Source organism: uncultured Arcobacter sp. (assembly GCF_937982575.1).
GTDB lineage: Bacteria > Campylobacterota > Campylobacteria > Campylobacterales > Arcobacteraceae > Arcobacter.
The window spans coordinates 66,877-88,528 of record NZ_CALJLR010000028.1 but is presented as its reverse complement, the minus strand read 5'-3'; the positions used below and the strand labels follow the sequence as shown (position 1 = coordinate 88,528).

21 protein-coding genes are annotated in these 21,652 nt (G+C 27.0%); 13 read left to right on the top strand and 8 right to left on the bottom strand.

Annotation, left to right across the window (positions count from 1 at the left end):
- Positions 1–11: 11 nt before the first annotated feature.
- Together Q0617_RS13625 and Q0617_RS13620 are read right to left on the bottom strand one after the other, a co-directional pair.
- Positions 12–191 carry a DUF2798 domain-containing protein gene (locus tag Q0617_RS13625; protein ID WP_366517913.1) on the bottom strand — a complete coding sequence of 60 codons (180 nt, stop codon included), beginning with the start codon at positions 189–191 and terminating at the stop codon, positions 12–14.
- Positions 192–229: 38 nt separating this feature from the next.
- Entirely contained in the window at positions 230–832 is a 603-nt protein-coding gene (locus tag Q0617_RS13620; protein ID WP_298753986.1) for a TetR/AcrR family transcriptional regulator, read from the bottom strand.
- A 148-nt stretch (positions 833–980) separates the two neighbouring features.
- Between Q0617_RS13620 and Q0617_RS13615 the strand changes: the two genes are divergently transcribed.
- From Q0617_RS13615 to Q0617_RS13605, 3 genes are all read left to right on the top strand, one after another.
- Positions 981–1,376, top strand: coding sequence for a DoxX family protein (locus tag Q0617_RS13615; RefSeq protein ID WP_298753984.1), 396 nt, complete (start codon positions 981–983; stop codon positions 1,374–1,376).
- Positions 1,377–1,443: 67 nt separating this feature from the next.
- Positions 1,444–3,735 carry a diguanylate cyclase gene (locus Q0617_RS13610; RefSeq protein WP_298753982.1) on the top strand — a complete coding sequence of 764 codons (2,292 nt, stop codon included), beginning with the start codon at positions 1,444–1,446 and terminating at the stop codon, positions 3,733–3,735.
- A gap of 26 nt (positions 3,736–3,761) precedes the next feature.
- A complete protein-coding gene (locus Q0617_RS13605; protein WP_298753980.1) occupies positions 3,762–4,322 on the top strand; it encodes a hypothetical protein in 561 nt (186 codons plus the stop codon).
- Positions 4,323–4,324: 2 nt separating this feature from the next.
- Here the strand turns inward: Q0617_RS13605 and Q0617_RS13600 are convergent, their stop codons facing one another.
- A complete protein-coding gene (locus tag Q0617_RS13600) occupies positions 4,325–5,782 on the bottom strand; it encodes a protein adenylyltransferase SelO family protein (RefSeq protein WP_298753978.1) in 1,458 nt (485 codons plus the stop codon).
- Positions 5,783–5,952: 170 nt separating this feature from the next.
- Here Q0617_RS13600 and Q0617_RS13595 point away from each other — a divergent pair, with 170 nt between their 5' ends.
- The gene (locus tag Q0617_RS13595; protein ID WP_298753976.1) at positions 5,953–8,007 is read left to right on the top strand and encodes a methyl-accepting chemotaxis protein; all 2,055 of its coding nucleotides are present in this window, start codon (positions 5,953–5,955) and stop codon (positions 8,005–8,007) included.
- A gap of 16 nt (positions 8,008–8,023) precedes the next feature.
- Here the strand turns inward: Q0617_RS13595 and Q0617_RS13590 are convergent, their stop codons facing one another.
- Together Q0617_RS13590 and Q0617_RS13585 are read right to left on the bottom strand one after the other, a co-directional pair.
- Positions 8,024–9,364, bottom strand: a complete 1,341-nt coding sequence (locus Q0617_RS13590; protein ID WP_298753974.1) for a hypothetical protein — start codon at positions 9,362–9,364, stop codon at positions 8,024–8,026.
- On the bottom strand, positions 9,364–10,215 hold the full coding sequence (locus tag Q0617_RS13585; RefSeq protein ID WP_298753972.1) for a zinc ABC transporter substrate-binding protein: 852 nt from the start codon (positions 10,213–10,215) through the stop codon (positions 9,364–9,366). The genes Q0617_RS13590 and Q0617_RS13585 overlap by 1 nt, the downstream gene beginning before the upstream one ends.
- A 102-nt stretch (positions 10,216–10,317) precedes the next feature.
- On the opposite strand from Q0617_RS13585, the gene Q0617_RS13580 reads away from it, so the two are divergent.
- From Q0617_RS13580 to Q0617_RS13550, 7 genes are read left to right on the top strand one after another with little or no spacing between them, the layout of a single operon-like run.
- Positions 10,318–10,683, top strand: a complete 366-nt coding sequence (locus Q0617_RS13580) for a transcriptional repressor (protein WP_298753970.1) — start codon at positions 10,318–10,320, stop codon at positions 10,681–10,683.
- Positions 10,684–10,696: 13 nt separating this feature from the next.
- Entirely contained in the window at positions 10,697–11,974 is a 1,278-nt protein-coding gene (gene nhaA, locus Q0617_RS13575) for a Na+/H+ antiporter NhaA (RefSeq protein WP_298753968.1), read from the top strand.
- A 51-nt stretch (positions 11,975–12,025) separates the two neighbouring features.
- Positions 12,026–12,553, top strand: a complete 528-nt coding sequence (locus Q0617_RS13570; protein ID WP_298753965.1) for a copper chaperone PCu(A)C — start codon at positions 12,026–12,028, stop codon at positions 12,551–12,553.
- 4 nt (positions 12,554–12,557) lie between these two features.
- Positions 12,558–13,049: a hypothetical protein gene (locus tag Q0617_RS13565; protein WP_298753963.1), complete on the top strand. Its 492-nt coding sequence runs from the start codon at positions 12,558–12,560 to the stop codon at positions 13,047–13,049.
- Positions 13,049–13,621, top strand: a complete 573-nt coding sequence (locus tag Q0617_RS13560; RefSeq protein WP_298753961.1) for an SCO family protein — start codon at positions 13,049–13,051, stop codon at positions 13,619–13,621. The genes Q0617_RS13565 and Q0617_RS13560 overlap by 1 nt, the downstream gene beginning before the upstream one ends.
- A gap of 45 nt (positions 13,622–13,666) precedes the next feature.
- Positions 13,667–14,458 (top strand): AraC family transcriptional regulator, encoded by a 792-nt coding sequence (locus Q0617_RS13555; protein ID WP_298753959.1) that lies wholly within the window; start codon positions 13,667–13,669, stop codon positions 14,456–14,458.
- Positions 14,459–14,510: 52 nt separating this feature from the next.
- Positions 14,511–15,407: a DMT family transporter gene (locus Q0617_RS13550; protein WP_298753958.1), complete on the top strand. Its 897-nt coding sequence runs from the start codon at positions 14,511–14,513 to the stop codon at positions 15,405–15,407.
- Between the two features lies 1 nt (position 15,408).
- On the opposite strand, the gene Q0617_RS13545 is transcribed toward Q0617_RS13550, so the two are convergent.
- Both Q0617_RS13545 and Q0617_RS13540 read right to left on the bottom strand, forming a co-directional pair.
- The gene (locus Q0617_RS13545; RefSeq protein ID WP_298753956.1) at positions 15,409–16,698 is read right to left on the bottom strand and encodes a dicarboxylate/amino acid:cation symporter; all 1,290 of its coding nucleotides are present in this window, start codon (positions 16,696–16,698) and stop codon (positions 15,409–15,411) included.
- A gap of 79 nt (positions 16,699–16,777) precedes the next feature.
- The gene (locus tag Q0617_RS13540; protein ID WP_298753955.1) at positions 16,778–17,488 is read right to left on the bottom strand and encodes an SDR family oxidoreductase; all 711 of its coding nucleotides are present in this window, start codon (positions 17,486–17,488) and stop codon (positions 16,778–16,780) included.
- Positions 17,489–17,585: 97 nt separating this feature from the next.
- On the opposite strand from Q0617_RS13540, the gene Q0617_RS13535 reads away from it, so the two are divergent.
- Positions 17,586–17,870 carry a hypothetical protein gene (locus Q0617_RS13535; protein ID WP_298753954.1) on the top strand — a complete coding sequence of 95 codons (285 nt, stop codon included), beginning with the start codon at positions 17,586–17,588 and terminating at the stop codon, positions 17,868–17,870.
- A gap of 2 nt (positions 17,871–17,872) precedes the next feature.
- On the opposite strand, the gene Q0617_RS13530 is transcribed toward Q0617_RS13535, so the two are convergent.
- On the bottom strand, positions 17,873–19,384 hold the full coding sequence (locus Q0617_RS13530) for a hypothetical protein (protein ID WP_298753952.1): 1,512 nt from the start codon (positions 19,382–19,384) through the stop codon (positions 17,873–17,875).
- A gap of 181 nt (positions 19,385–19,565) precedes the next feature.
- Here Q0617_RS13530 and Q0617_RS13525 point away from each other — a divergent pair, with 181 nt between their 5' ends.
- On the top strand, positions 19,566–21,623 hold the full coding sequence (locus Q0617_RS13525; RefSeq protein ID WP_298753949.1) for a GGDEF domain-containing phosphodiesterase: 2,058 nt from the start codon (positions 19,566–19,568) through the stop codon (positions 21,621–21,623).
- The last annotated feature ends 29 nt before the right edge of the window (positions 21,624–21,652 follow it).

Sequence of the window (21,652 nt, the reverse complement as noted above, 5' to 3'; positions counted from 1 at the left end):
ATATTATCCTTCTATTTTATTAATTTATTTGTGATATTATGCACTATAGGTGCAACAATAAATACTATTGGAAATGCAAATATAAATGCTTTTACAAATGCCTCCAGCCACTTTAAAACAAAACCGTCAATGAAACCTAAATTTATAAATGTAATTACAAAACTCATTATAAAACTCATAAATAAAGACATGAAAAAAGCAAAAACTAATCTTGTATATTTTTTTGGAATCATTGTTTTTTCTCAATTACTTCAAAAATATTATTTAAAAATTTTTCACATGAGAATTTAGCATCAAAACTTGTTTGTGTCATTTTCATCAATACTACACCCTTTTCAAACAACATGATTCCATCAACAAAATTTCTAGCTATGGGGAGTAATTCTTCATTATTAATTCCCTCTTCAATTATCTCTTTTAATTGATTTTGAAAAAACTCTGTGCATGAAGTATTAAAGTTACACATAGATTCATTCTCTTCTGCTAAAACAATTGATAAGTATTCTCTATAACCATTAAAATGTCTAATATTTTCTTCTGTCTCATTCATAACAAAATCAAAGAAGTGAAATACTTTCTCTTTAGTTGATTTTACATCTTTGATTTTTTCTAAAAACATTTTATGATGATACTCTATGTGCACATTTATTATTTCAAAAATAATATCTTCTTTATTTTCAAAATACTCATATACAGTTCCCTTGCCTATTCCAGCACTTTTTGCAACTTGGGCAACTGTAATATTTTTCATTCCAACATCATGTATTAAATCAAAACAAGCAAGTGCAACTTCTCTTCTTCTTTCTTCTTTATTGACTTTTTTAGGACTCATAAAACTCCTTAAATATTTTTTGACTGACCGTCGGTCAAGTTATGAAAGTATAACTAGCTATTCTTAAATTTTATTGAATTTGACCAGCAGTCAGTTTTAATTAACCTTTCATTAACTTTTTTAAAATAACATACTACAAAGGATTGTTATGAATAGTAGCTACAATGAAAATTTTGCAAAATTATTTTTAAGATTATTTGTTGGTATTTTATTTTTACTACATGGATATGCAAAGCTTAAATATGGGACTTCTTTTATCGAATCAGTACTTGAAAAAAACAATCTTCCTCAATACTTAGTTTATGGGGTTTACATTGGAGAAGTTATTGCACCAATATTTCTAATTATTGGATACTACACAAAAACATTCTCTTTGATAATTATAATAAATATTTTATTTGCAATATATTTAGTTCATCCAAGCGAAATATTTTCTCTTAGTTCACACGGAGGATTAGCTTTAGAACTTCAATATTTCTATATCTTTACATCACTTTTAATAATACTTATTGGACCAGGTAAATTCTCATTGGATGAAAAATAATTTTTATTTAACTAAAAATTTCTAAATTCATGATATAATAAAGGATTACCTGTCAGGAAGTTATAAATTGAATAAAAAAATTAGTTATACGTTTTTCAAAACTTTTACGCTTTTTATTATTATATTTTTATTGGTATCCACTGCCTACATTAAAAATCTTAATGATATTTATTCAAAAGAGACTACAAATTCTATAGAATCTGAATTAGATTTAAAAATCGCAAATATCCAAAATAATTTTGAAATTCTTAAAAAAGACACCCTTTATATATCATATATCTACAAATTAAATAAAAATAAATATATATTAAAAGATGAAATATCCTCATTGATTGCATTGAAAGAGTCTTATTTAGAGGTTTACTTCTTAAAAAATAATGGTAAGAAATTTTTAGAAATCAATGATAATAATTTATCAAAAGATATTCAAGAAAAAAAATATTTAAATGATTTAAAAAAACTTGAAAGAGGTGATATATATGTATCACCTATAAAGCTACTAAAAGATAAAGAGAAAATTATAAATCCTGCTAAACCTTATATTGAAATTATAACTCCAGTTTATGATAAGTATGATGTTCAAGATGGGTTTGTAGTTATAGACTATAGTTTAAATGATATTCTTATAACTTTTTCAAACTCTAAATTTGATTTAGAAACACTAATCATAAATAAAAATAACTATATATTAAACTCTCAAAACAGTAAATATAATTTTGGATTTATATTTAACAAAGATATGACTTTTAATAATATACATAAAGATATATATAAAGAGATTGGAGAATATTTTGAAGGTACACTTAAAAATGATAATTATTATATAAATGTTAAAAAAACAAATATTACTTCATGGCTAAATGAGAATAAGCAACCCAATCCATTTGAATTGAGATTTATTACAAGAATTAACAACAATATAATTGATAAAAAAATTGATGAGTATTTAAATACTATTGCATGGATTGTCTTTTTATACTTTTTAGTTGCATTATTTATCTCATTTATTTTTGCTGAATATAAAAGAACAGAAAAAGAGAATAAATCAAGATTAAAAATATCAAATAATGTATTTGAAAACTCCCATGATGGTATTATAATCACAAATAAAGAGAATAAAGTACTTCAAGTAAATAAATCTTTTACAAAAATTACAGGCTATAGTGAAAAAGAGATACTACATAAAACACCTAAAATACTTAAATCTACAGGTTATCATACAAAACAATTTTATAAAAATATGTGGGATAGCCTTAATAATGAAAATTATTGGGAAGGTGAAATAACCAATATAAAGAAAAATGGGACACCATATACAGAAGAGCTTACTATTTCAAGAATATATACCGATGAAGATGAGTTTTATCATATAGCTTCTTTTGTAGATATTACAGAGGCAAAAAGAAATAAAAAAACAATAGAAGATAAGCTTGAAGAAAATAAAACCTATCTTGAAATTATAAATGACTATTTAATCACTGTAAAAGTTGATATAAATGGGAAAATTTTAGATGTTTCAGATGCCTTTTGTAGAATTTGTGGTTATGCAAAAGAGGAAGTAATTGGACAAAATCATAATATTTTTAGACATCCAGATACCACAAAAGAGTTTTATTTAAATATATGGGATGATATTTACTCTGGTAAAACATGGGAAGGTGAAATTAAAAATATGATGAAGAATAAAGAGGTTTATTATGTTCATGCAAAAATTTCTCCTATGTATAACAATAAAACTATTACTGGTTATGCTTCTGTTGCAGTTGATATTACAGATAAAAAACGTATTGAAGAAATGTCTATTACAGATGAATTAACACAAACATATAATAGAAGATACTTTAATATGACTATTGAAAAAGAGATATTAAGAGCAAAAAGAGACAATAAAACAATGGGATTTGCCATTTTAGATATTGACTTTTTTAAACAATATAATGATACATATGGTCATAATAAAGGGGATAAAGCCCTAATTGAAACAGCTAACTGTATAAAATATACTGTAAGTAGAGCCAGTGATTATATTTTTAGATTAGGTGGGGAAGAGTTTGGTATTTTAGTAACAGATATCAATGAAAAAAACTTCACTCTACTTTTAGAAAAATTAAGAACAAATGTTGAAGATTTACATATAGAACATACTAATAGTACACTTTTAAATAAAGAGCTTACTATCTCTATTGGTGGTATAGTATTTGATAGTAATAATTTAACGGCAGAAAAAGCCTATAAAAGAGCTGACAAGTTTTTATATGAAGCAAAAGAAAATGGACGAAATAAAGTTGTAATTCAAACTGATGATAGTCATATCTCACATAAGATAAATAGTCAAAGGAACAATTATTGTATATTATAGTGCATACATAAAAAAAGGACTATAGTATGACACCAATTGACTACATCAAAGAAAATAATTTAGAATGGCAACCATCTTTTAGTGGAAGCATTGCCTCTTCACTACATGGTTATAGAGGAGCTTTAATTATTGAAGAGGGTAAAAGATTATCTGAAACAAGAGTTATGCCTCCAAAATCTCAAGCTAGACAAGTTATTATGGTAAGTGAAAATGAAAAAATCAAATTCTTTTCATGTGAGCTTGAAACATTTGGATATTTTAAAGATTTTTTTGCAAAATATGGAGAATTTTTTGATAAAGATTCTATTAATTTACTTTACGTTATCGACTTAGATGCAGATGGTACTTTTGAATATGAAGGTATTAAGTTTTCTGCTTTTGTTTTAGATGAGAGTTCTGTATGGAATGAAGTTTTAGATTTCGCCTCTTTAGAAAAAAGTGATCTTAAAAAACTATCAAGTGAAGAGAAAATAGAAAAAGTTTATGATGAAGTAATCTCAACTCCACAAGAAGAGATAAGTAAGTCATATGATGAGATGGTAGCACTTATGGGAAATACTAAAAAAGCACTAATGGGAGCTGTTTAGTCCTAGGATGAACAACTAAGTTTTACATTTGAAAATTCAAGTGGTGTAGCTTTTGAGTATCTTTCATACTCTTTGTGCTCACCATATGGATTTTGTGTAATATTTAATAAGTCATTTACTAAAGTAAAATCACCCTCTTCTGCCTTGTCAATTGCTTCTTGAAGCATATAGTTTTTAATCACATATTTTGGATTTATTTTTTTCATACTATTTTGAACTTCAGTAAAATCACTATTTTCTTCTTCTCTAGCTTTTATATAATCTTCTAACCATTTATCTAAAGCTTGTCTATAGATTGAGATATCAATCACTTTTCTAATCTCATCACTATTTTTACACTTTGTTAATTCATAAAAAAATTGATTATAATCAGTTTTAGAAGCTTGTAATGCCTTTAATAAAGATATTATCAAGTCAGCATAAGAATCACTACTTTTACTAATATCAAGTCCTAATCTTTTTGTCATAAGAGTCAAGTATTCTTTTTCTTGAACATGAAAATATGTTTTCAAATACTCATGAAGTTTCTTTACCTCGCAAATCTCTTTTAAAGATTTTGCTAAAACTTCTAAATTCCATCTTGCAACATAAGGTTGATTGTTATAAGAGTATCGGCCTTCGCTATCTGTGTGATTACATATTTGGTTTATATTAAAATAATCCATAAAAGCAAAAGGGCCATAATCTATACTCAATCCTGCCATAGAGAAATTATCTGTATTCATAACCCCATGCATGAAACCATATGCTTGCCATTTTGCCATTAAAACTGCTGTTTTATCAACCATCTCATAATACATTTTTTCATACTTATCTTTATCATTTATTAGATGTGGATATGAGTTTTTAATTACATAATTTGCCAATTGAGTTAAATTTGCCTTTGCATCTTTTCCCCTTGCAAAATACTCAAATGTTCCAATTCTAACCCAAGATGGCGACATTCTTAAAACTATAGCACCTGTTTCTTTTACACCATAATATCTAGAAACAGGATGAGTTGAGCCAATAAGAGCTAAAACTCTTGTTGTAGGTATATCCAAGGCATGCATTGCTTCTGAAATAATATACTCCCTAACTGAAGACCTTAAAACTGCTCTTCCATCACCTTGTCTTGAATAACGAGTAAGTCCAGCACCTTTTGTTTGAAGATGCCATGAGCCAATTTTCCCTAAATTTATTGCTCTTCCATCACCCAATTGGGGAACAAAATAGCCAAATTGATGTCCTGCATATGCTTTTGCATAAGGGAGTGAGCCTTCTAGCAATTTCTCTCCATTTATAAACTTAACAAACTCTTCATTTTTTGCTTCATCATAATCTAAACCTATCTCATCAAACATTAGTTTATTATAAGATATCAAGTGTGGATTATTTAAGGGAGTTGGATTAATTTTATGATAAAACTTTTCATCAAATTCAAAATAATCATTTTCTAATTTTATGTCATTTAATTTCATCTATATTTCTTTATTATTATTTCCTGCAAATTCTATTCCATTACTTTTAAAGCACTTTAATAATTAAAAATTACAATTGCAACTTAAGCTTTAATATCTACTTAATTTAAGTTTCAATTTATATTGCAGGAGGTATGATTATAATATATTGTTATAATGAAGGGGTTCATATGAAAATTCAAAGTAAAATTATTGGTGCATTTCTTGTACTAATTACAGTGACATTACTGTCAAGTATTTATGTTTCATACAACATAAATCACATAAAAGAAAACGTAACAGACTTGACTAAGAGAGATTTTGCAGGAATAAATTTTTTACTAGAAGCAGATAGAGACTCCTACCAATCAAACGTTGCTATTTCTCAAATAATAAATTTAAAAGATACACAAGAGAGTGAAAAGTTAATTAAAAGTGGAGTAAATAACAACATTGAACAAGTTGGACAAAGATTTGAAAAATTTAAAAAACTCTTAGAAAAACAGCTGTCAAACAACGCTTCAAAGTTTGAAGAATTTGATACTAAATACAATCTAACTAATGAAAATACAAAAAAAATTGTTTCAATGATAAGAGCAAATGAGTATGAAAAAGCACAAGAATTTTATTTTACTACTTATTTAAATAACTATGAAGCAATGAGAGGCTTGATTGACTATTTTACGGAAGAATCATATAAAGTTGTTAAAGTTCAAGAAAATGAAACAGACTCTTTAATAGAACAATCATTTATATCTTTTATTGTAATCACATTTTTAAGTATAGTGATTGCAATATTTTTTACAATAATTCTTGGTAAAACTATTAATAAGTCTATTAATAATTTTCATCATGGCTTACTTGGCTTTTTTAAATACCTAAATAGAGAAGAAAAAGATGTAGAGTTATTAGATACAAGAGCTAAGGATGAAATAGCCTCTATTGCAATAGAAGTAAATAAAAATATTACCAATACTCAAGCTCTAATAGAAAAAGATGAACTACTAATTGAAGATGTAAAAAGAGTTGTAGAAGCTGTAAAAAGTGGTGACATTAGTAAAAAAATTGACAAAAGTACTCATAATAAAGGTTTAGAAGAGTTAAAAACTATTTTTAATGAAATGATACAAGTTATCTCTGAAAATATTTCAAATGACATTAATGAAGTTGAAAAAGCTTTAGAAGAGTATCAAAAATTAAATTTCAAACATAGAATTACTACTGCCACAGGTAATACCGTAACTGGACTAAATACCTTAGCAAATATTATTAATGAAATGCTAGTTGAAAATAAATCAAATGGACTTACTCTACAAAAAAGTTCAGAAGAGTTATTATCAAATGTTGATACTTTAAATCGTTCTTCAAATGAGGCTGCTGCAAGTATTGAAGAAACAGCTGCTGCATTAGAAGAGATTACTTCAAATATAACTAGTAATACTCAAAATGTAATTGCTATGGCAAATAATGCAAATGAATTAAAACACTCTGCAAATGAAGGGGAAACACTAGCTTCTCAAACAACTGGTGCAATGGATAGTATAAATGAGCAAGTAACTGCAATAAGTGATGCCATATCAGTTATTGATCAAATCTCTTTCCAAACAAATATTTTATCACTAAATGCTGCAGTGGAAGCAGCAACAGCTGGAGAAGCAGGTAAAGGCTTTGCAGTAGTTGCACAAGAGGTTAGAAATCTTGCATCAAGATCTGCAGAAGCTGCAAAAGAGATAAAATCTTTAGTTGAAAATGCTACCTTAAAAGCAAATGATGGAAAAATAATATCTGACAAAATGATTAAAGGTTATGTTGGATTAAATGAAAATATATCTAAAACTTTAGAATTGATTGGTGGAGTTGAATCAGCAAGTAAAGAACAGCAAATGGGAATTGAGCAAATTAATAGTGCTGTTAGTTTATTGGATAGACAAACTCAAGAAAATGCGTCTATTGCAAACCAAGCAAAAGATATTGCTGATCAAACACAATATATTGCTGATGACATTGTAAGAGATGCAAATGAAAAAGAGTTTGAAGGGAAAGAGAGTGTACAAGCAAAAAATATAAACTTAAACAATACAAATACTAAAAGCGAACAAACACCACAAAAAGAAGCTCCTAAAAAAGTTATTCAAGAAAAAAAAGAACCAATAAACACTAAAAAAGAAGAGAAAGTTTCAGAAACAAAAAAAGCACAAGTGATTGTTCCTAATAATGACAGCAGTGATGAATGGGAGAGTTTCTAAACTCTCCTTTTCTACCCTATAATATGTTTATATTAAAAAATAATAATAAACCTAAAATAAAAATAAATAGAGGTGAAGCTATCTCTATAAAGTTTCTAATCTTATTGTAATTATCTGATATCCTACTTATTTTTATACTAAAAAATGCTGATAAAAATATAACTAATCCCATTCCTATACTAATAAATATAGAAGCTAAAATAACTGCAAAATAAGTTTTTAAAATAAATGCATATAAAAATAATATAACAGTGCCAGGACAAGGTACAATACCAGCTGTTAATACAAAAAACACATCTTGTTTTTTTGTATTTTCTTCTTGGTGATTATGATTACAACATGAATAAGAAGAGTTTTTATTTTTATACTTTTTATATAAAAGGTATAAAGCTAAAAGCATAATAAATATAGCAGATAATTGAGTGATTAATTTTATAGAATCATTAACAAAACTATTAAAAAAAGACTCTATTATGAAAATAGATATTAACACTAAAACTAATGCTCCAACAATATGAATAAATGCCGTAAACTGAGAAATAATTAAAGCTTTTACATAAGAACTTTTTGTAGCCAAAAAATAGGAAAAAGCCAATGATTTTCCATGACCGGGACCTAAGGCATGAACAACTCCATATAAAAAAGAGACAAGTAAAAGTGAGAATAAAGCAATTAAATTACCATTTTTTATCTCTAAAAGATTTTTTTTAATCTCATTATTAAATTTTATTAAAAAGCTTTCATCTGATTTTGCTATATCGTTTTTTTTTACTTCTTTAGTTTCCTCTTTATTTTCTATGACAAACTCTTTTTTTATTCTAAATGCAACACTATATAAATCAATTACATCTTCACTAAACACTTGTTTATCGTAGCTTAAACTATTTTTAGCAATCTCTATTAAAAAGAATTGTTCCTTGTCTTCGATATTAAAATATAGTATATTATCTTTTACAATTTTATAATTTAATTTTATTTTGTAGTGAATATGTAAAATTTCATTTTTTATATAGACATCTAAATCTTTTACATTTATAATATTTGACTTTACTTTATTTATCTTTTTACCATAAGAAATATGTGCCAAATATTTTTTTGGCTTAACATATGATAGAAAAATGTTTTTTATAGTTAACAGTTCTTTTTCATCTAACTTATTGTCCAAGTTTACATCATATACATTTTTTAATGTTTCAGTAAAAGGTTTTGTTAATACCCATTTTACATCCATACCTTTTATTAAATCTTTTTCAGTTTTAATATCAAGAATAACACTTGTCTTAGGTGAATATATAGTGCAAAGTGCACACCCAAAAAGGGTTTGCACTATTAAAACTAAACTAATTAAGACTTTCATTATTTATAACTATTTACCAATTCAATTGAGGTATTAAGTAGACTCTCTTTCCATTTATTTGATAAAGGATCTATGAAAATTGTTTTACCACCAATCCCATTTGCAATAATTTCAGCAGATTTCTTAGAGAATTGAGGAGCTACAAATACAACTTTAATACCCTCTTCTTTTGCTTCATTTATTAAAGCTATGATCTCTTTAGATTTAGGTTCTTTCCCCTCTTTTTCAACAGCTTCTTGCTCTAGTTCATATCTTTTAGCAAAATAGCCCCACGAAGGATGAAATACCATAAATCTCTTACCCTTTACCTCTTTTAATATGGTAGATAACTTTAAATGTAAAGCATCTAATTCAAATAAAAAGTTTTTGTAATTATCATAATAAAAGTTTCTATTTTTTTTATCAATTTGAACAAGTGCATCAAGAATATTTTTTGCCTGAACTTTTACAAGTATTGGATCTAACCAAATGTGAGGGTCTAGAATTTCTTCATTATGATGATGCACTTCACCTTCATGATGATGTTGAGCAATTGCAATCTTTTTTATACCTTTAGAGCTATCTATTATTTGCATGTTTTTATTTATATCTTTAAATTTACCTAGCCAAGCCTCTTCAAAAGGCACACCAATAGAAAAATATATCTCAGAATTAATTAAATCTTTCATTTGTGATGTTTTTGGTTCATATGATGCTGGAGAAGCTCCAGGTTGAACCATAACATTTACAAAAACTTTATCCATTGCAATTTTTTCAATAAAATATTTTTGTGGCAATATACTAACAGTAACTATTTTTTGTGCATAAAGTGATGATAACAATAACAAACTAATAATAAAAATCTTTCTCATAATAACTCCAATTTTGATTTGCAACTTAGTTGCATTTTGAAATTCTAGTAACTTTAAGCTTTAATGCAACTTAGTTGCAGGAATCATATGTTATAATTTTATATGGACAATATTATAGAATTAATTGAAGAAAAAAACATAAAGCTAACAAACTCCAGAAAGTCGATACTTGAAGTACTTGCAAACTCTTCAAAACCCTTATGTTATGAAGAGATAAAGATTTCAATAAATATGGATAAAGCAACATTTTATAGAAATATCACAAAATTTGAAGAAGAAGATGTAATTAATTCATTTGAATCAAATGATAAAAAAAGATATTTTGAAATAAAAAAATCAAATCACGCACACTTTATATGTACAAGCTGTTCAAAGATTGAATGTATTCATGAGGAACTAAACTTCAAATTAGTCAATCATAAAATTGAAAATATAATTATAAAAGGTATTTGTCCAAAATGTTTATAAAAAGGAATTTTAAATGATTAATAAATTAATAACCCTAGAGAGATTTGTAAATAAAGAAGCTCTAAGTGGTATATTACTTTTTATTGCAACAATAGCAGCTGTTATCGTTGCAAACTCTAGTTTAGGTCAAGCATATTATGACCTGTGGCATCTGCCATTAGGAATTAGTCTTGGAGTTCATGATATCTCCATGACACTAACATATTGGATTGATGATGGACTTATGGCACTATTTTTTCTAATGGTTGGACTAGAGATAAAAAGAGAGATGTTAGTGGGAGAGCTATCATCTGTAAGTAAAGCACTTTTCCCAATAGTTGCAGCAATTGGAGGAATGGTAGTTCCAGCGCTAATTTATGTAGGATTAAACACAGATAATCCTTTAGGATTTGGTATTCCAATGGCAACAGACATTGCTTTTGCATTAGGTATATTAATGCTTCTTGGTAATCGTGTAAATCCAGCACTAAAGTTATTCTTAGTTGCCCTTGCAGTTGTGGATGACTTAGGGGCAGTTTTAGTTGTGGCAACTGTTTATACAAGTGAAATACATAGTGAGTACTTTTTACATGCGGGGGTTATCTATGCTTTAATTTGGGCTTTAAATATAAAAGGTGTAACTAAATTATTACCCTACTTAATTCTTGGTATCGCACTTTGGGTTTATATTCATGCTATTGGGATTCATGCAACAATTGCTGGTGTTTTACTTGCCTTTGCAATTCCAATTAAATCAAAAATTGATGAGCATAATTTTATAAAAGAGACAAAAGATGATATAAATTATTTTGAAAAACATATAGATCCTGTTCCTGTTTTAAATCATCATCAAATAGACTCCCTAGAAAATATTGCATATAACTATGACAAAGTACAAAATCCTCTTATAAGACTAGAACACAATTTACATGGTCTATCTGCTTTTTTTATTATGCCACTATTTGCATTTTCAAATGCAGGTGTATTAATAGACTTTTCAGGAATAAGTGCAAACTTGATGATTGTGTTAGGTGTAGTTTTTGGTCTAATTATTGGTAAACCAATTGGAATATTTGGATTTACATATTTAGCTACAAAATTAAAACTTATTAAAAAACCAGAAAATATATCTTGGTATGAAGTAATTGCAGTAGGATTTTTAGGTGGTATTGGATTTACTATGTCAATCTTTATAACTCACCTTGCTTTTCTCGATGAAACAATTATTTCAGCAGTTAAGCTTGGAGTATTTGCAGCTTCATTTATAGCAGCAGTAGCTGGTGTACTATTAATCATGCTAAAAAAGAATTAACACTAAATTAACATTTTGATAATAAAATACAGAAAATAAAAAAGGTAACAAATGAAAAAATTTCTTCTTTTAGCACTTCTAAGTGCATCAACACTGTTTGCTTCAAATATTGAAGTTAAAGATGCTTATATAAGAGCTACACCTCCAGGTTTACCAAACTCAGCTGCCTTTATGACAGTTAAAAACAATACAGATAAAACTATTGCTGTCCTAAAAGCTACATCAGATGTTTCTAAAGTTGTTGAACTTCATACACATAGTATGAAAGATGGCGTAATGAAGATGTACCAAGTACCTAAAATAGATGTTCCAGCAAATGGTATAACAGAACTTAAACCAGGTGGGTTTCATGTTATGTTAATTGGTTTACATAAGCCTTTAAAAGTAGGAGAAGAGGTAACTTATACACTTGAGTTTTCAAATGGAGAGACTATAACTATAACTGCTCCTATTAAAACAGTAATGGGTGGAATGATGAATAAAAATATGAAAAAAGGTATGAGTTGTGGTAGTGGGAAATGTGGTTCAGGTATGAAAAAAGACATGAGCTGTGGTTCAGGAAAATGTGGAAGTAATTAAATAAATGTCTCAAGAAAAAAAAACTAACAATATAAAAAGTACAATACTACAAGTAGCAGTTGTACTTTTTGTAGTAGTAGGATATTTCTTGATAGATTTTCCTTCCCTTTACCAATCTTTTAAAGGTGAAGCAAAATTTATCACTCAAGCTTCCACTTGTGATTTGCATAAAAGTTCTTGTAGTATACAAATACAAGATGGAACTACTTTTGAACTTGATATAAATCCAAAATCAATTCCACTTATGCAATCAATTAAATTTTCAATAAAAAGTGATAAAATAGATTTAAATGAGTTGTATCTAAATATCTATACAACAAATATGCTTATGGGAGATTTTAATTTACCAATTAAAAACCTTGGAAATGGAAACTATGAAGCAATAGGTACACTTCCCACTTGTCCAGTTGGAAATATGAAGTGGAATGCAGATATACGAATAGAAAAATTAGATAAAATCATTGGAGCTAGATTCCAATTTAAAACGGATAAATAATGAATACATTTTTTAAACTTGGCGTTAGTTTTATAGTAGCTGTTGTTTTAATAACAATATTAAAACCATATGTAGATGAGTATAATGAACAAAAACAGTATGACTTCAAAGTAAATACAATAGATGGTGAGATTACAAAAGATAGCTTTAAAGGCAAATACCTAGCAATATATTTCGGATATACCTTTTGTCCTGATGTATGCCCTACTTCTTTGAGTTCTTTAGCACATGCATTGAATAGTTTTCCAAAAGAAAAAACTAAAGATTTTGTTGGACTTTTTATAAGCGTAGACCCAGACAGAGATACACTTAAAAACTTAAAAGAGTATGCACAATATTTTCATCCAAACTTTATAGGTGCTACTTCTACAAAAGAAAATATTGATGATATAACTTCTAGATATAGAAGTTATTACAGCAAAATAGAACTTGAAAATTCTGCAATGGACTACTCTGTTGCACACACATCATATATATACATTTTTGATAAAGAAGGCAATTTCAAAGCAAAACTTGACCACTTTTCAGATCCGACTAAAATAAAAGAGACATTAGAAGAAATATTGAAATAGCAATTTTCTTCTATATTTGTTTTTTATTTTAGATATAATTTGCTTATGTCTAAATTATTAAATAACATATTATTTGAAAATGTAAACCATTCAAATGAAGATTTTACAAAACATTACCATGATACATATACTATTGGACTAACTTATAAAGGGTTTTTAAAAGTATTCAATAAAAATGAAAGTTTTTATTCATATGAATACTCAGTTCGAATAAATAATCCAGGAGAAGTACATGGTGGTAAATCAAAAGAGTGGTCACATGCAAACTTTTATCCAACAGTAGAAATTATCTCAAATCTTTATGAAGAAATATTTGGTGAAAAAAAAATTCCTTATTTTCAAAAACATATTATTAATAACAAAAAGCTATTTTCAAAACTCCATAACTTTTTTTATGCATATTTTAATAAAGAAGATGAAATATTAGTTGAAGCCCTTTTAATAGATGCCCTTTCAAGTTTAATTTTTGATTCAACCTTATATACAAAAAATGATAAAGAAATTTTTGAAGATAAAAAGATGATAAAACAAACATATGAATTTATAAATGACTCAATAGATACAAACTTTACCCTTGAGATGCTAGCAAATAATGTAGATCTTAGTAAATACCATTTTTTAAGAATATTTAAAAGAGATTTTGGATTAACGCCCCATGCCTTTATTGTAAATGAAAGACTAAACCGTGCAAATAATTTAATCAAAAAAGGTCTATCAATTAGTGAAGCAAGTGTTAATGTAGGATTCAATGATCAATCTCACTTTTCACGTAACTTCAAAAAATATTTTGGATATACCCCTTCTATTTTACAAAAAAATAGCAATATTATTCTATAAAATATCAATTTTTTTTTGTACAATTGCCCCTATAAATTTAGAAAGATTTAAAATGACAGACCAAAACAAAAATATTTTTTATGTTCTTATGTTCTTTGCAATGGCTGGATGGGGAGCATCGTGGGTTAGTGCAAAAGTATTAAGTGCATATATAAATGAATATGAGATGATTTTTTTTAGAAATATATTTACAATAATTACCCTACTTCCAATTTTATTATATATGAAAAAAAGCTTTTATATAAACCTAAAAAGTTTTATTTTAGTTCTTATTGCGTCGATTGTGATGATAGCTTATATGAAGTGTTATTTTCTTGGAACAAAATTTGGAACAGCAAGTTTAGGGGGAGCTTTAGTTACAACAATGATTCCAATAAATACCTTTTTGATTATGGCACTATTTTTTAACAGAAAAATAGAAAAAAAAGATATTTTTGCTTTGATTCTTGGTGGTGCAGGAGTTCTTACCATGCTAAATATTTGGTCTTTTTCACTAGAAGAGATATTTTCACAAAAAAATGTTTATTTTGTTTTGGCATCAATTCTTTGGCCAATTCTTACAATAACCAGTTCAAAAGCAACTAAAATTTCACCTATGGTATTTACTTTATATATGTATGTTGTTACGACTATTATAGTTTTGATATTTTTTGTTGATATACCAAATATAAACTATGCATCTTTTGATTGGATATTTTGGCTTAATGTTTTAAGTATTGCTGTTATCTCTACAACTTTTGCCACAACAATATACTTTGTAGGAATAGAAAAACTTGGAACCAATGAAGTTAGTTCTTTTATATTTTTAGTTCCATTATTTGCTATTATTTTAAGTATTATTTTCCTAAAAGAGCATATAAGTTTATCTATTATAATTGGAACTATCCTTACAATAATTGCCGTAAAAATCTTAAACAACATTAAAATTTCTAAGAAATTTAATATATAAACTAAAGGGCTGATATCTTTTTAGCCACCTCTTTAGTACTTATATTTGTCAATTTTTTCATAACCAAAGTTGCTGTTAAATCCCCTGTTACATTAATGGTAGTTCTACACATATCAAGTATTCTATCAACTCCAAGTATTAGTGCTATTCCTTCAACTGGTACACCAATTCCTTGCAATATTGTTGCAAGTATAACTATACCAACTCCTGGAGTACTCGGAGCTCCAATTGATGCACCAACTGTTGTAAAAGCTAAAATTATTACCTCAACAAGGCTTAAATCTATACCAAAAAGTTGTGTTAAAAATATAGCAGCACACACTTGGTAAAGTGCAGTTCCATCCATATTTACTGTTGCTCCTAAGGGTATAACAAACTTTGAAATAGGGGTTGGAATGTTCAATTCATCTTCGGCAGTTTTCATAGATAATGGCATAACAGCAGCAGAAGAGGAAGTTGAGAAAGCCAATAACTGAACTTCTCTAATTTTTCTTAAAAAATCAAGAGGTTTTATTTTTGCAACAAAATATACCATTATCAAATAAAAGCACAAAAGTAATAACAATCCTAAAATTACTGTTAAGACATACATAGACATGGAAGAGATTGCATCAAAACCTATTTTAATAGTGATATTGCACAAAAGACCAAAGACTGCATAAGGAGCAAGTTTCATCGCCCAATCTACAACTTTCATAGAAAAAGCTTGAAGAGATTTTGCCAAATCTTTTAAAGGTCTAGCATCTTCCTCTTCTATATTCATTAAAGCAACCCCAATAAATATAGCTAAAACAACAAAGGCTAATATATTTCCATCGAGTTCTGCTTTTGCTGTACTTATTGGAATCAAGTCAACTATCATATCAGGTACTGAAATCTCTTTTACCTCTTTTACTACTTGCACAGTTGTGGGTACTACTTGATTTATTATATCACTTGAAACATAAGTTCCAGGATGGATTAGATATGTTATAAATATCCCTAAAGTAACGGCAACAATTGTAGTAAATACAAAATATGGAGCTATTTTATAGCCTAAACTTTTTAATGTTTCCACATTACCAGCACTTGTGATTCCTAAAATAATTGAACTCATTACAAGAGGAATTACAATCATCTTAATAAGTGCTAAAAATATATTTCCTAAAAGTGCAATCCAAGGAGCAATAGCATAAGCTATTTTTTCATCTACTAAAGCAAATGCACTAGGAGATAATATAAGTCCAAAGATTACTCCTAAAATCATTCCAATTATTACTTGAAACCATAATTTACTTAATAATTGATTCAAGAGGAGCCTTTCTGTATATCACTATACCATAAAGAAACACCTCTTTGAACTCTTATTTAAAAATATATTTATTTTGATTTTATCTCACATACGAACCGTTGTTAAAATCAACTGTTGTCCCATTTACATACTCTGGACAAGAAGTAGCTAACCAAACTATAACTTCAGCTGCTTCTTGGGGTTCTGCAAATCTTCCCGATGGAACTGCTTTTTTAAACTCTTCTTTTCTCTCTTGGGAATTGTCTTTTTGCATATCAGTTTCAACTGGACTTGGTGCTATACAATTTACAGTGATATTATAACTTCCTAGTAGCTTTGCAAATATCTTTGTAGCATTTATAATTCCAGCCTTTGCAATCCCATACCAAATATCAGGATGACCTATTTGTCCAGCAATTGAAGCTGTATTAACTATTCTTCCATAGTTTCTTTTTTTCATATCTTCACAAAATAGTGTTATAAGTTCAACAGGGGCATACAAGTCCACATTCATAATATGCTCTTTTGCTTCTAGTGGATAGTTATCATATGTATATTTTGGCTGCATATATCCAGCATTATTGATTAAAGTACTTATTTCTCCTATTTGCTCAACTAAAACTTTTAATCCTTGCATATTTGACAAGTCATACTCTATACATTTAACTTTTAGATTATCTTTAAGTTCAAAGTTTGAAAAATCTCTTGCAACAACAATTACTTCATAATCTAATTCTATAAATTTTTTAACTACCGCTAAGCCAATTCCCTTATTTCCACCAGTTACTAATACTCTTTTTAATTGTTCCATATTTTTTCCTTTACCTATATAATTAACTTTTTGTTAACTATTTAAAACTATTCGTTAATTCTTATCCCTTATAATGTTGTATATATAAGGATTTCAAATGAAAATAAAATTTTTACTAATAACAATTGCTACAATTATTACTTTTGCATCTTCATCATTTTTATTACAAGATAAAAAAATAGATGAAAAACTCTATTCTACAATAATCAACACATCTATCAATAATTTATCAGGAGTATTCAAAATTGATTCAAAGACAATTATAAAAAAACTAAATGATAATAATATAAAAATTTTAAATGAAGAACAAACAATAATTCAAATTGCACTGTCCAATGCAAAAAATAGCAATGAGATAATAGACTTAATATTATCCCATTAAAATTATTTAAAAAAACCTTTTAATATATTTCCTGCTTTGTCACCAAGTTTTTTCTCAATAGTATCTTGAATTTTTTCTTTGACTTTTTGTTTTGCTCCACTTTCTAAAAGTTTTTTTGTATCAACTTTAACACTAGGGTTAGATAAATCTCCTGATATCTTTGTATCAAATTTTATACCTTTTATTTGTGTTATTACCAAAGCATCAATAATACTGTTTTTCGTATCTATTACTGAAGGGTTAACCTCTATTTGTGATAATTTACTATTCATTTTTATTGTTGATTTTATTATATTTTTATTGATATTACTTTTTAAGTCAATATTTTCATAAACCTCTTTTGTAAGATCAAATCTAGCAAGACTACTTATAATAGTAGAATACTCATTTTTCTTAAATTGTCCATTTATTAAATCCCCAGTTAAATCACCATTCTCTTTTGCAATATTATAATCAAGTTTTAATTTTGTCTTAGAAGTAAATATTTCTGGATAATAAAGCATATGTAAAACTTTTAGTATCTCAACATTATCTATGTTTGCACTAAAATCATTATTTAAAAGTTTAAATTTCAACTGCCCTTCTAATAATTCAGAATATCCATTTACAAGTAAATCTTTATCTTTTTTAATATCACCTGCAATTCCAATATTTCCTCTCATCTTTGTTTGAGTTACATCAAAAAGTTTAGATAAATCATCAACTTTTAAGAAATAATCACTTTTTATGTTCATATTTTTTAAGTTTACATCAGCTTTTTTTACAAAGAGATTTGCCATAGAAGTATATACATCAACTTTTGATAAAGCTTTAAAAGGTTCTAAATTCGTTTTAATAGTACCATTGAAATTCAATTTTTTAATAAGCTTAGTATTAAAATCTTTATTAACTAAACTATTTGTAATCAATCCATTTGTTATTTTAGTAAGAATCTCTCCATTTAAGTTTTCAAGTTTTGCATTACTAATATTTGCATTAATATCAAGATTTCCCATGGCATATCTTGGTTTATTGATTAGGTGCAGTATTTCATCTATTTTTGCACTTTTCACATTAAATAAAATATTTGATGGCTCAAAATTTTCTAAGTCTATATCATAAGTTGTTTTACTTTTGAAAATATCACTACTACCCTCAAGTTTTGCTGAAGTGCTATCACCTTTAAAACTTCCACTTGTACTGAAACTTCCATTTAGTTTCTGATTTGTAAACCTTTGTAATTTAGATAAATCTTTAATATTGATATCAAATTTGATATCCACTGTTTTTGAGAATAAGGATAAATCCCCAATAATCTTTATATTTGAGTTATCATCAATTGTTGAATCAAATTCAATCTCTTTCGTTGTTAATAAAAACTTATTTATCTTAAAGTTTATAACTTTCTCATTATTTACTTTACTTTCAACTATAGAAGCAACAATGCTATTTCCTGTTGATGTAAAAAGTAGCGCATACACTGCACCAAGCAAAATAAGAATCAAAAATGTAAGTCCAAAAAAAAGTTTTTTCATAATTTAACCTCAAAATAAAATATTTATAATTATACTATACAATATTTAAACTACAATCAAATAAAAAATTATTTATTATGCATAAAGAGTGACTTTAATAATATTATTAAGTTTATTTTGATACATTTATATAATATAAATAATACATTTAGGATTTTGGATTTTGGATTCATTTAAAAATATGATTGAGAACATTGACTATTATAATGATATATTGGAAAATGACATTGATCCAGTTTTATTTATAGTTGAACAAAACTTTATGTATTGTAATAAAGCAGCACTAAAAATACTTCAAATGAAGAGCAAAAGTGAACTATATAATATTCATCCTTCTCAAATATCTCCAACATACCAACCAGATGGACAACTTTCAAGTGAAAAAGCAGACGTTATTTTTGAGCAATGTTATAAAAATGGCTTTGCTAGATTTGAATGGCTACACAAAGATTTAAAAGAGAAAGAATTTTGGGTTGAAGTCACACTAAAAAGACTAACTCTTAAACAAAAAGAGATACTACTCGTTACTTGGAGAGATATATCCCAAGTAAAAGAGAAAGAATTAAATATCCAAAATAAAAATACAGAGTTAAAAAATGATTATTCACAAATAGAAAAATTAAATTACATATTAAAAGATAGTGGCGATTTTGAGATAAAAGATACTCTTTTACTTTTAGAAGAGTATAAAAAAGCTATTGATGAAAGCTCTATTGTTTCAAAAACAGATACAAAAGGTATTATTACCTATGTAAACAGTAAATTTTGTGAAATCTCAGGATATTCAAAAGATGAATTACTAGGGGCAAACCACAATATCATAAGAGACCCTGCAAATACAAAAGAGTTTTTCAAAATTATGTGGGATACCTTAAAAAGTAAAAATATATTTAAAGGTATTGTTTCAAATAGACGAAAAGATAGAAGCATATATTATGTTGATTCTACTATTATTCCTATTTTAGATTATGAAGGAAATATAACAGAGTATATTGGTATTAGAAATGACATAACTTCTTTATACGAAAAAGATAAAATAATCACAAAACAGTTAACTGATGACTTAACAGGTTTACCAAATAGGCAAAAACTAATTGGAGATTCAAAAACATTCTTATTCCCAAAACTTGCAATTGTTAACATAAATCACTTTAGAGATATAAATGATACATATGGAATAGAAGTTGGAGATCATATATTAAAAGAGTTTTCACAAAAATTATTAAAACTGAATAATTTTAATATAAATGTTTATAGAATTAGTGGAGATATTTTTGGTATTTTAGCTTCAGGAAACTTTACAATTGAATCTTTAAAAGAGCTCTCATTAGAGTTTTTAGATAGTATAAAAACAAATCCCATAATACATGATAATCATACTTTAAATTTATCATTTTCAATTGGAATTTCAAGTGGAAGAGAGTGGCTACTTGTAGAGGCTGAAATGGCACTAATGCAAGCAAAAGAAAAAAACAAAGAACTTATCATAAACCTAGAACAAGATAGTAAAAGACTTTTAGCCCAAAAAATTGAACTAACAAAAAATATAAAAACTGCACTAAGTAATGATAAAATCCTGCTTTACGGACAAAAAATCGTCAATAATAAAACAGGTGAAATAAAATATGAAACACTAATGCGACTTAAAACTGAAGATGGAAAAATATTGTCTCCATATTTCTTTTTAGAACATGCAAAAAAAGCAAGACTTTATCATGAGATGACAAGAATGATGATAAAACAAGCTTGTGATTATTTTAAAGATAAAGAAAATATGTTTTCAATAAACCTATCAATGCAAGATATAACAAATGATGAAACAATTCAATTCCTACTTGATACAATATTACAAACAAAAACAAATAATCAAATTATCTTAGAAATTGTAGAGTCTGAACAAATAAATCAATTTGAAAAAGTATCCTCATTTATCAAAAAGATGAAAGAAATTGGTGCTAAAATTGCAATTGATGATTTTGGTACAGGATATTCTAACTTTGAGTATATCATCAACTTAAACGTAGATATTCTAAAAATAGATGGCTCACTCATAAGAAATATACATAAAGATAAAAATATTTTTATTACTGTATCTACTATTGTAAATTTTGCTAAGCAGTTAGGATTAGAAGTTGTTGCAGAGTTTGTAGACTCAAAAGAGGTTTTAGAAACAATAAAATCATTGGATATTGAGTACTCACAAGGTTTTTACTTACACGAGCCAGAACATTTAATTTAGTATATTGTTACATATGGTAATACTACTTT

Excerpts from the sequence above, each read along its gene's own strand:
- Q0617_RS13540 (WP_298753955.1), bottom strand. The coding sequence starts at position 17,488 with ATGGAACAATTAAAAAGAGTATTAGTAACTGGTGGAAATAAGGGAATT.
- Q0617_RS13595 (WP_298753976.1), top strand. The coding sequence starts at position 5,953 with ATGAAAATTCAAAGTAAAATTATTGGTGCATTTCTTGTACTAATTACA.
- Q0617_RS13560 (WP_298753961.1), top strand. The coding sequence starts at position 13,049 with ATGAATACATTTTTTAAACTTGGCGTTAGTTTTATAGTAGCTGTTGTT.
- Q0617_RS13605 (WP_298753980.1), top strand. The coding sequence starts at position 3,762 with ATGACACCAATTGACTACATCAAAGAAAATAATTTAGAATGGCAACCA.
- Q0617_RS13625 (WP_366517913.1), bottom strand. The coding sequence starts at position 191 with ATGTCTTTATTTATGAGTTTTATAATGAGTTTTGTAATTACATTTATA.
- Q0617_RS13590 (WP_298753974.1), bottom strand. The coding sequence starts at position 9,364 with ATGAAAGTCTTAATTAGTTTAGTTTTAATAGTGCAAACCCTTTTTGGG.
- nhaA (WP_298753968.1), top strand. The coding sequence starts at position 10,697 with ATGATTAATAAATTAATAACCCTAGAGAGATTTGTAAATAAAGAAGCT.
- Q0617_RS13615 (WP_298753984.1), top strand. The coding sequence starts at position 981 with ATGAATAGTAGCTACAATGAAAATTTTGCAAAATTATTTTTAAGATTA.
- Q0617_RS13565 (WP_298753963.1), top strand. The coding sequence starts at position 12,558 with ATGTCTCAAGAAAAAAAAACTAACAATATAAAAAGTACAATACTACAA.
- Q0617_RS13620 (WP_298753986.1), bottom strand. The coding sequence starts at position 832 with ATGAGTCCTAAAAAAGTCAATAAAGAAGAAAGAAGAAGAGAAGTTGCA.
- Q0617_RS13525 (WP_298753949.1), top strand. The coding sequence starts at position 19,566 with ATGATTGAGAACATTGACTATTATAATGATATATTGGAAAATGACATT.
- Q0617_RS13580 (WP_298753970.1), top strand. The coding sequence starts at position 10,318 with ATGGACAATATTATAGAATTAATTGAAGAAAAAAACATAAAGCTAACA.
- Q0617_RS13530 (WP_298753952.1), bottom strand. The coding sequence starts at position 19,384 with ATGAAAAAACTTTTTTTTGGACTTACATTTTTGATTCTTATTTTGCTT.
- Q0617_RS13550 (WP_298753958.1), top strand. The coding sequence starts at position 14,511 with ATGACAGACCAAAACAAAAATATTTTTTATGTTCTTATGTTCTTTGCA.
- Q0617_RS13570 (WP_298753965.1), top strand. The coding sequence starts at position 12,026 with ATGAAAAAATTTCTTCTTTTAGCACTTCTAAGTGCATCAACACTGTTT.
- Q0617_RS13585 (WP_298753972.1), bottom strand. The coding sequence starts at position 10,215 with ATGAGAAAGATTTTTATTATTAGTTTGTTATTGTTATCATCACTTTAT.
- Q0617_RS13555 (WP_298753959.1), top strand. The coding sequence starts at position 13,667 with ATGTCTAAATTATTAAATAACATATTATTTGAAAATGTAAACCATTCA.
- Q0617_RS13600 (WP_298753978.1), bottom strand. The coding sequence starts at position 5,782 with ATGAAATTAAATGACATAAAATTAGAAAATGATTATTTTGAATTTGAT.
- Q0617_RS13535 (WP_298753954.1), top strand. The coding sequence starts at position 17,586 with ATGAAAATAAAATTTTTACTAATAACAATTGCTACAATTATTACTTTT.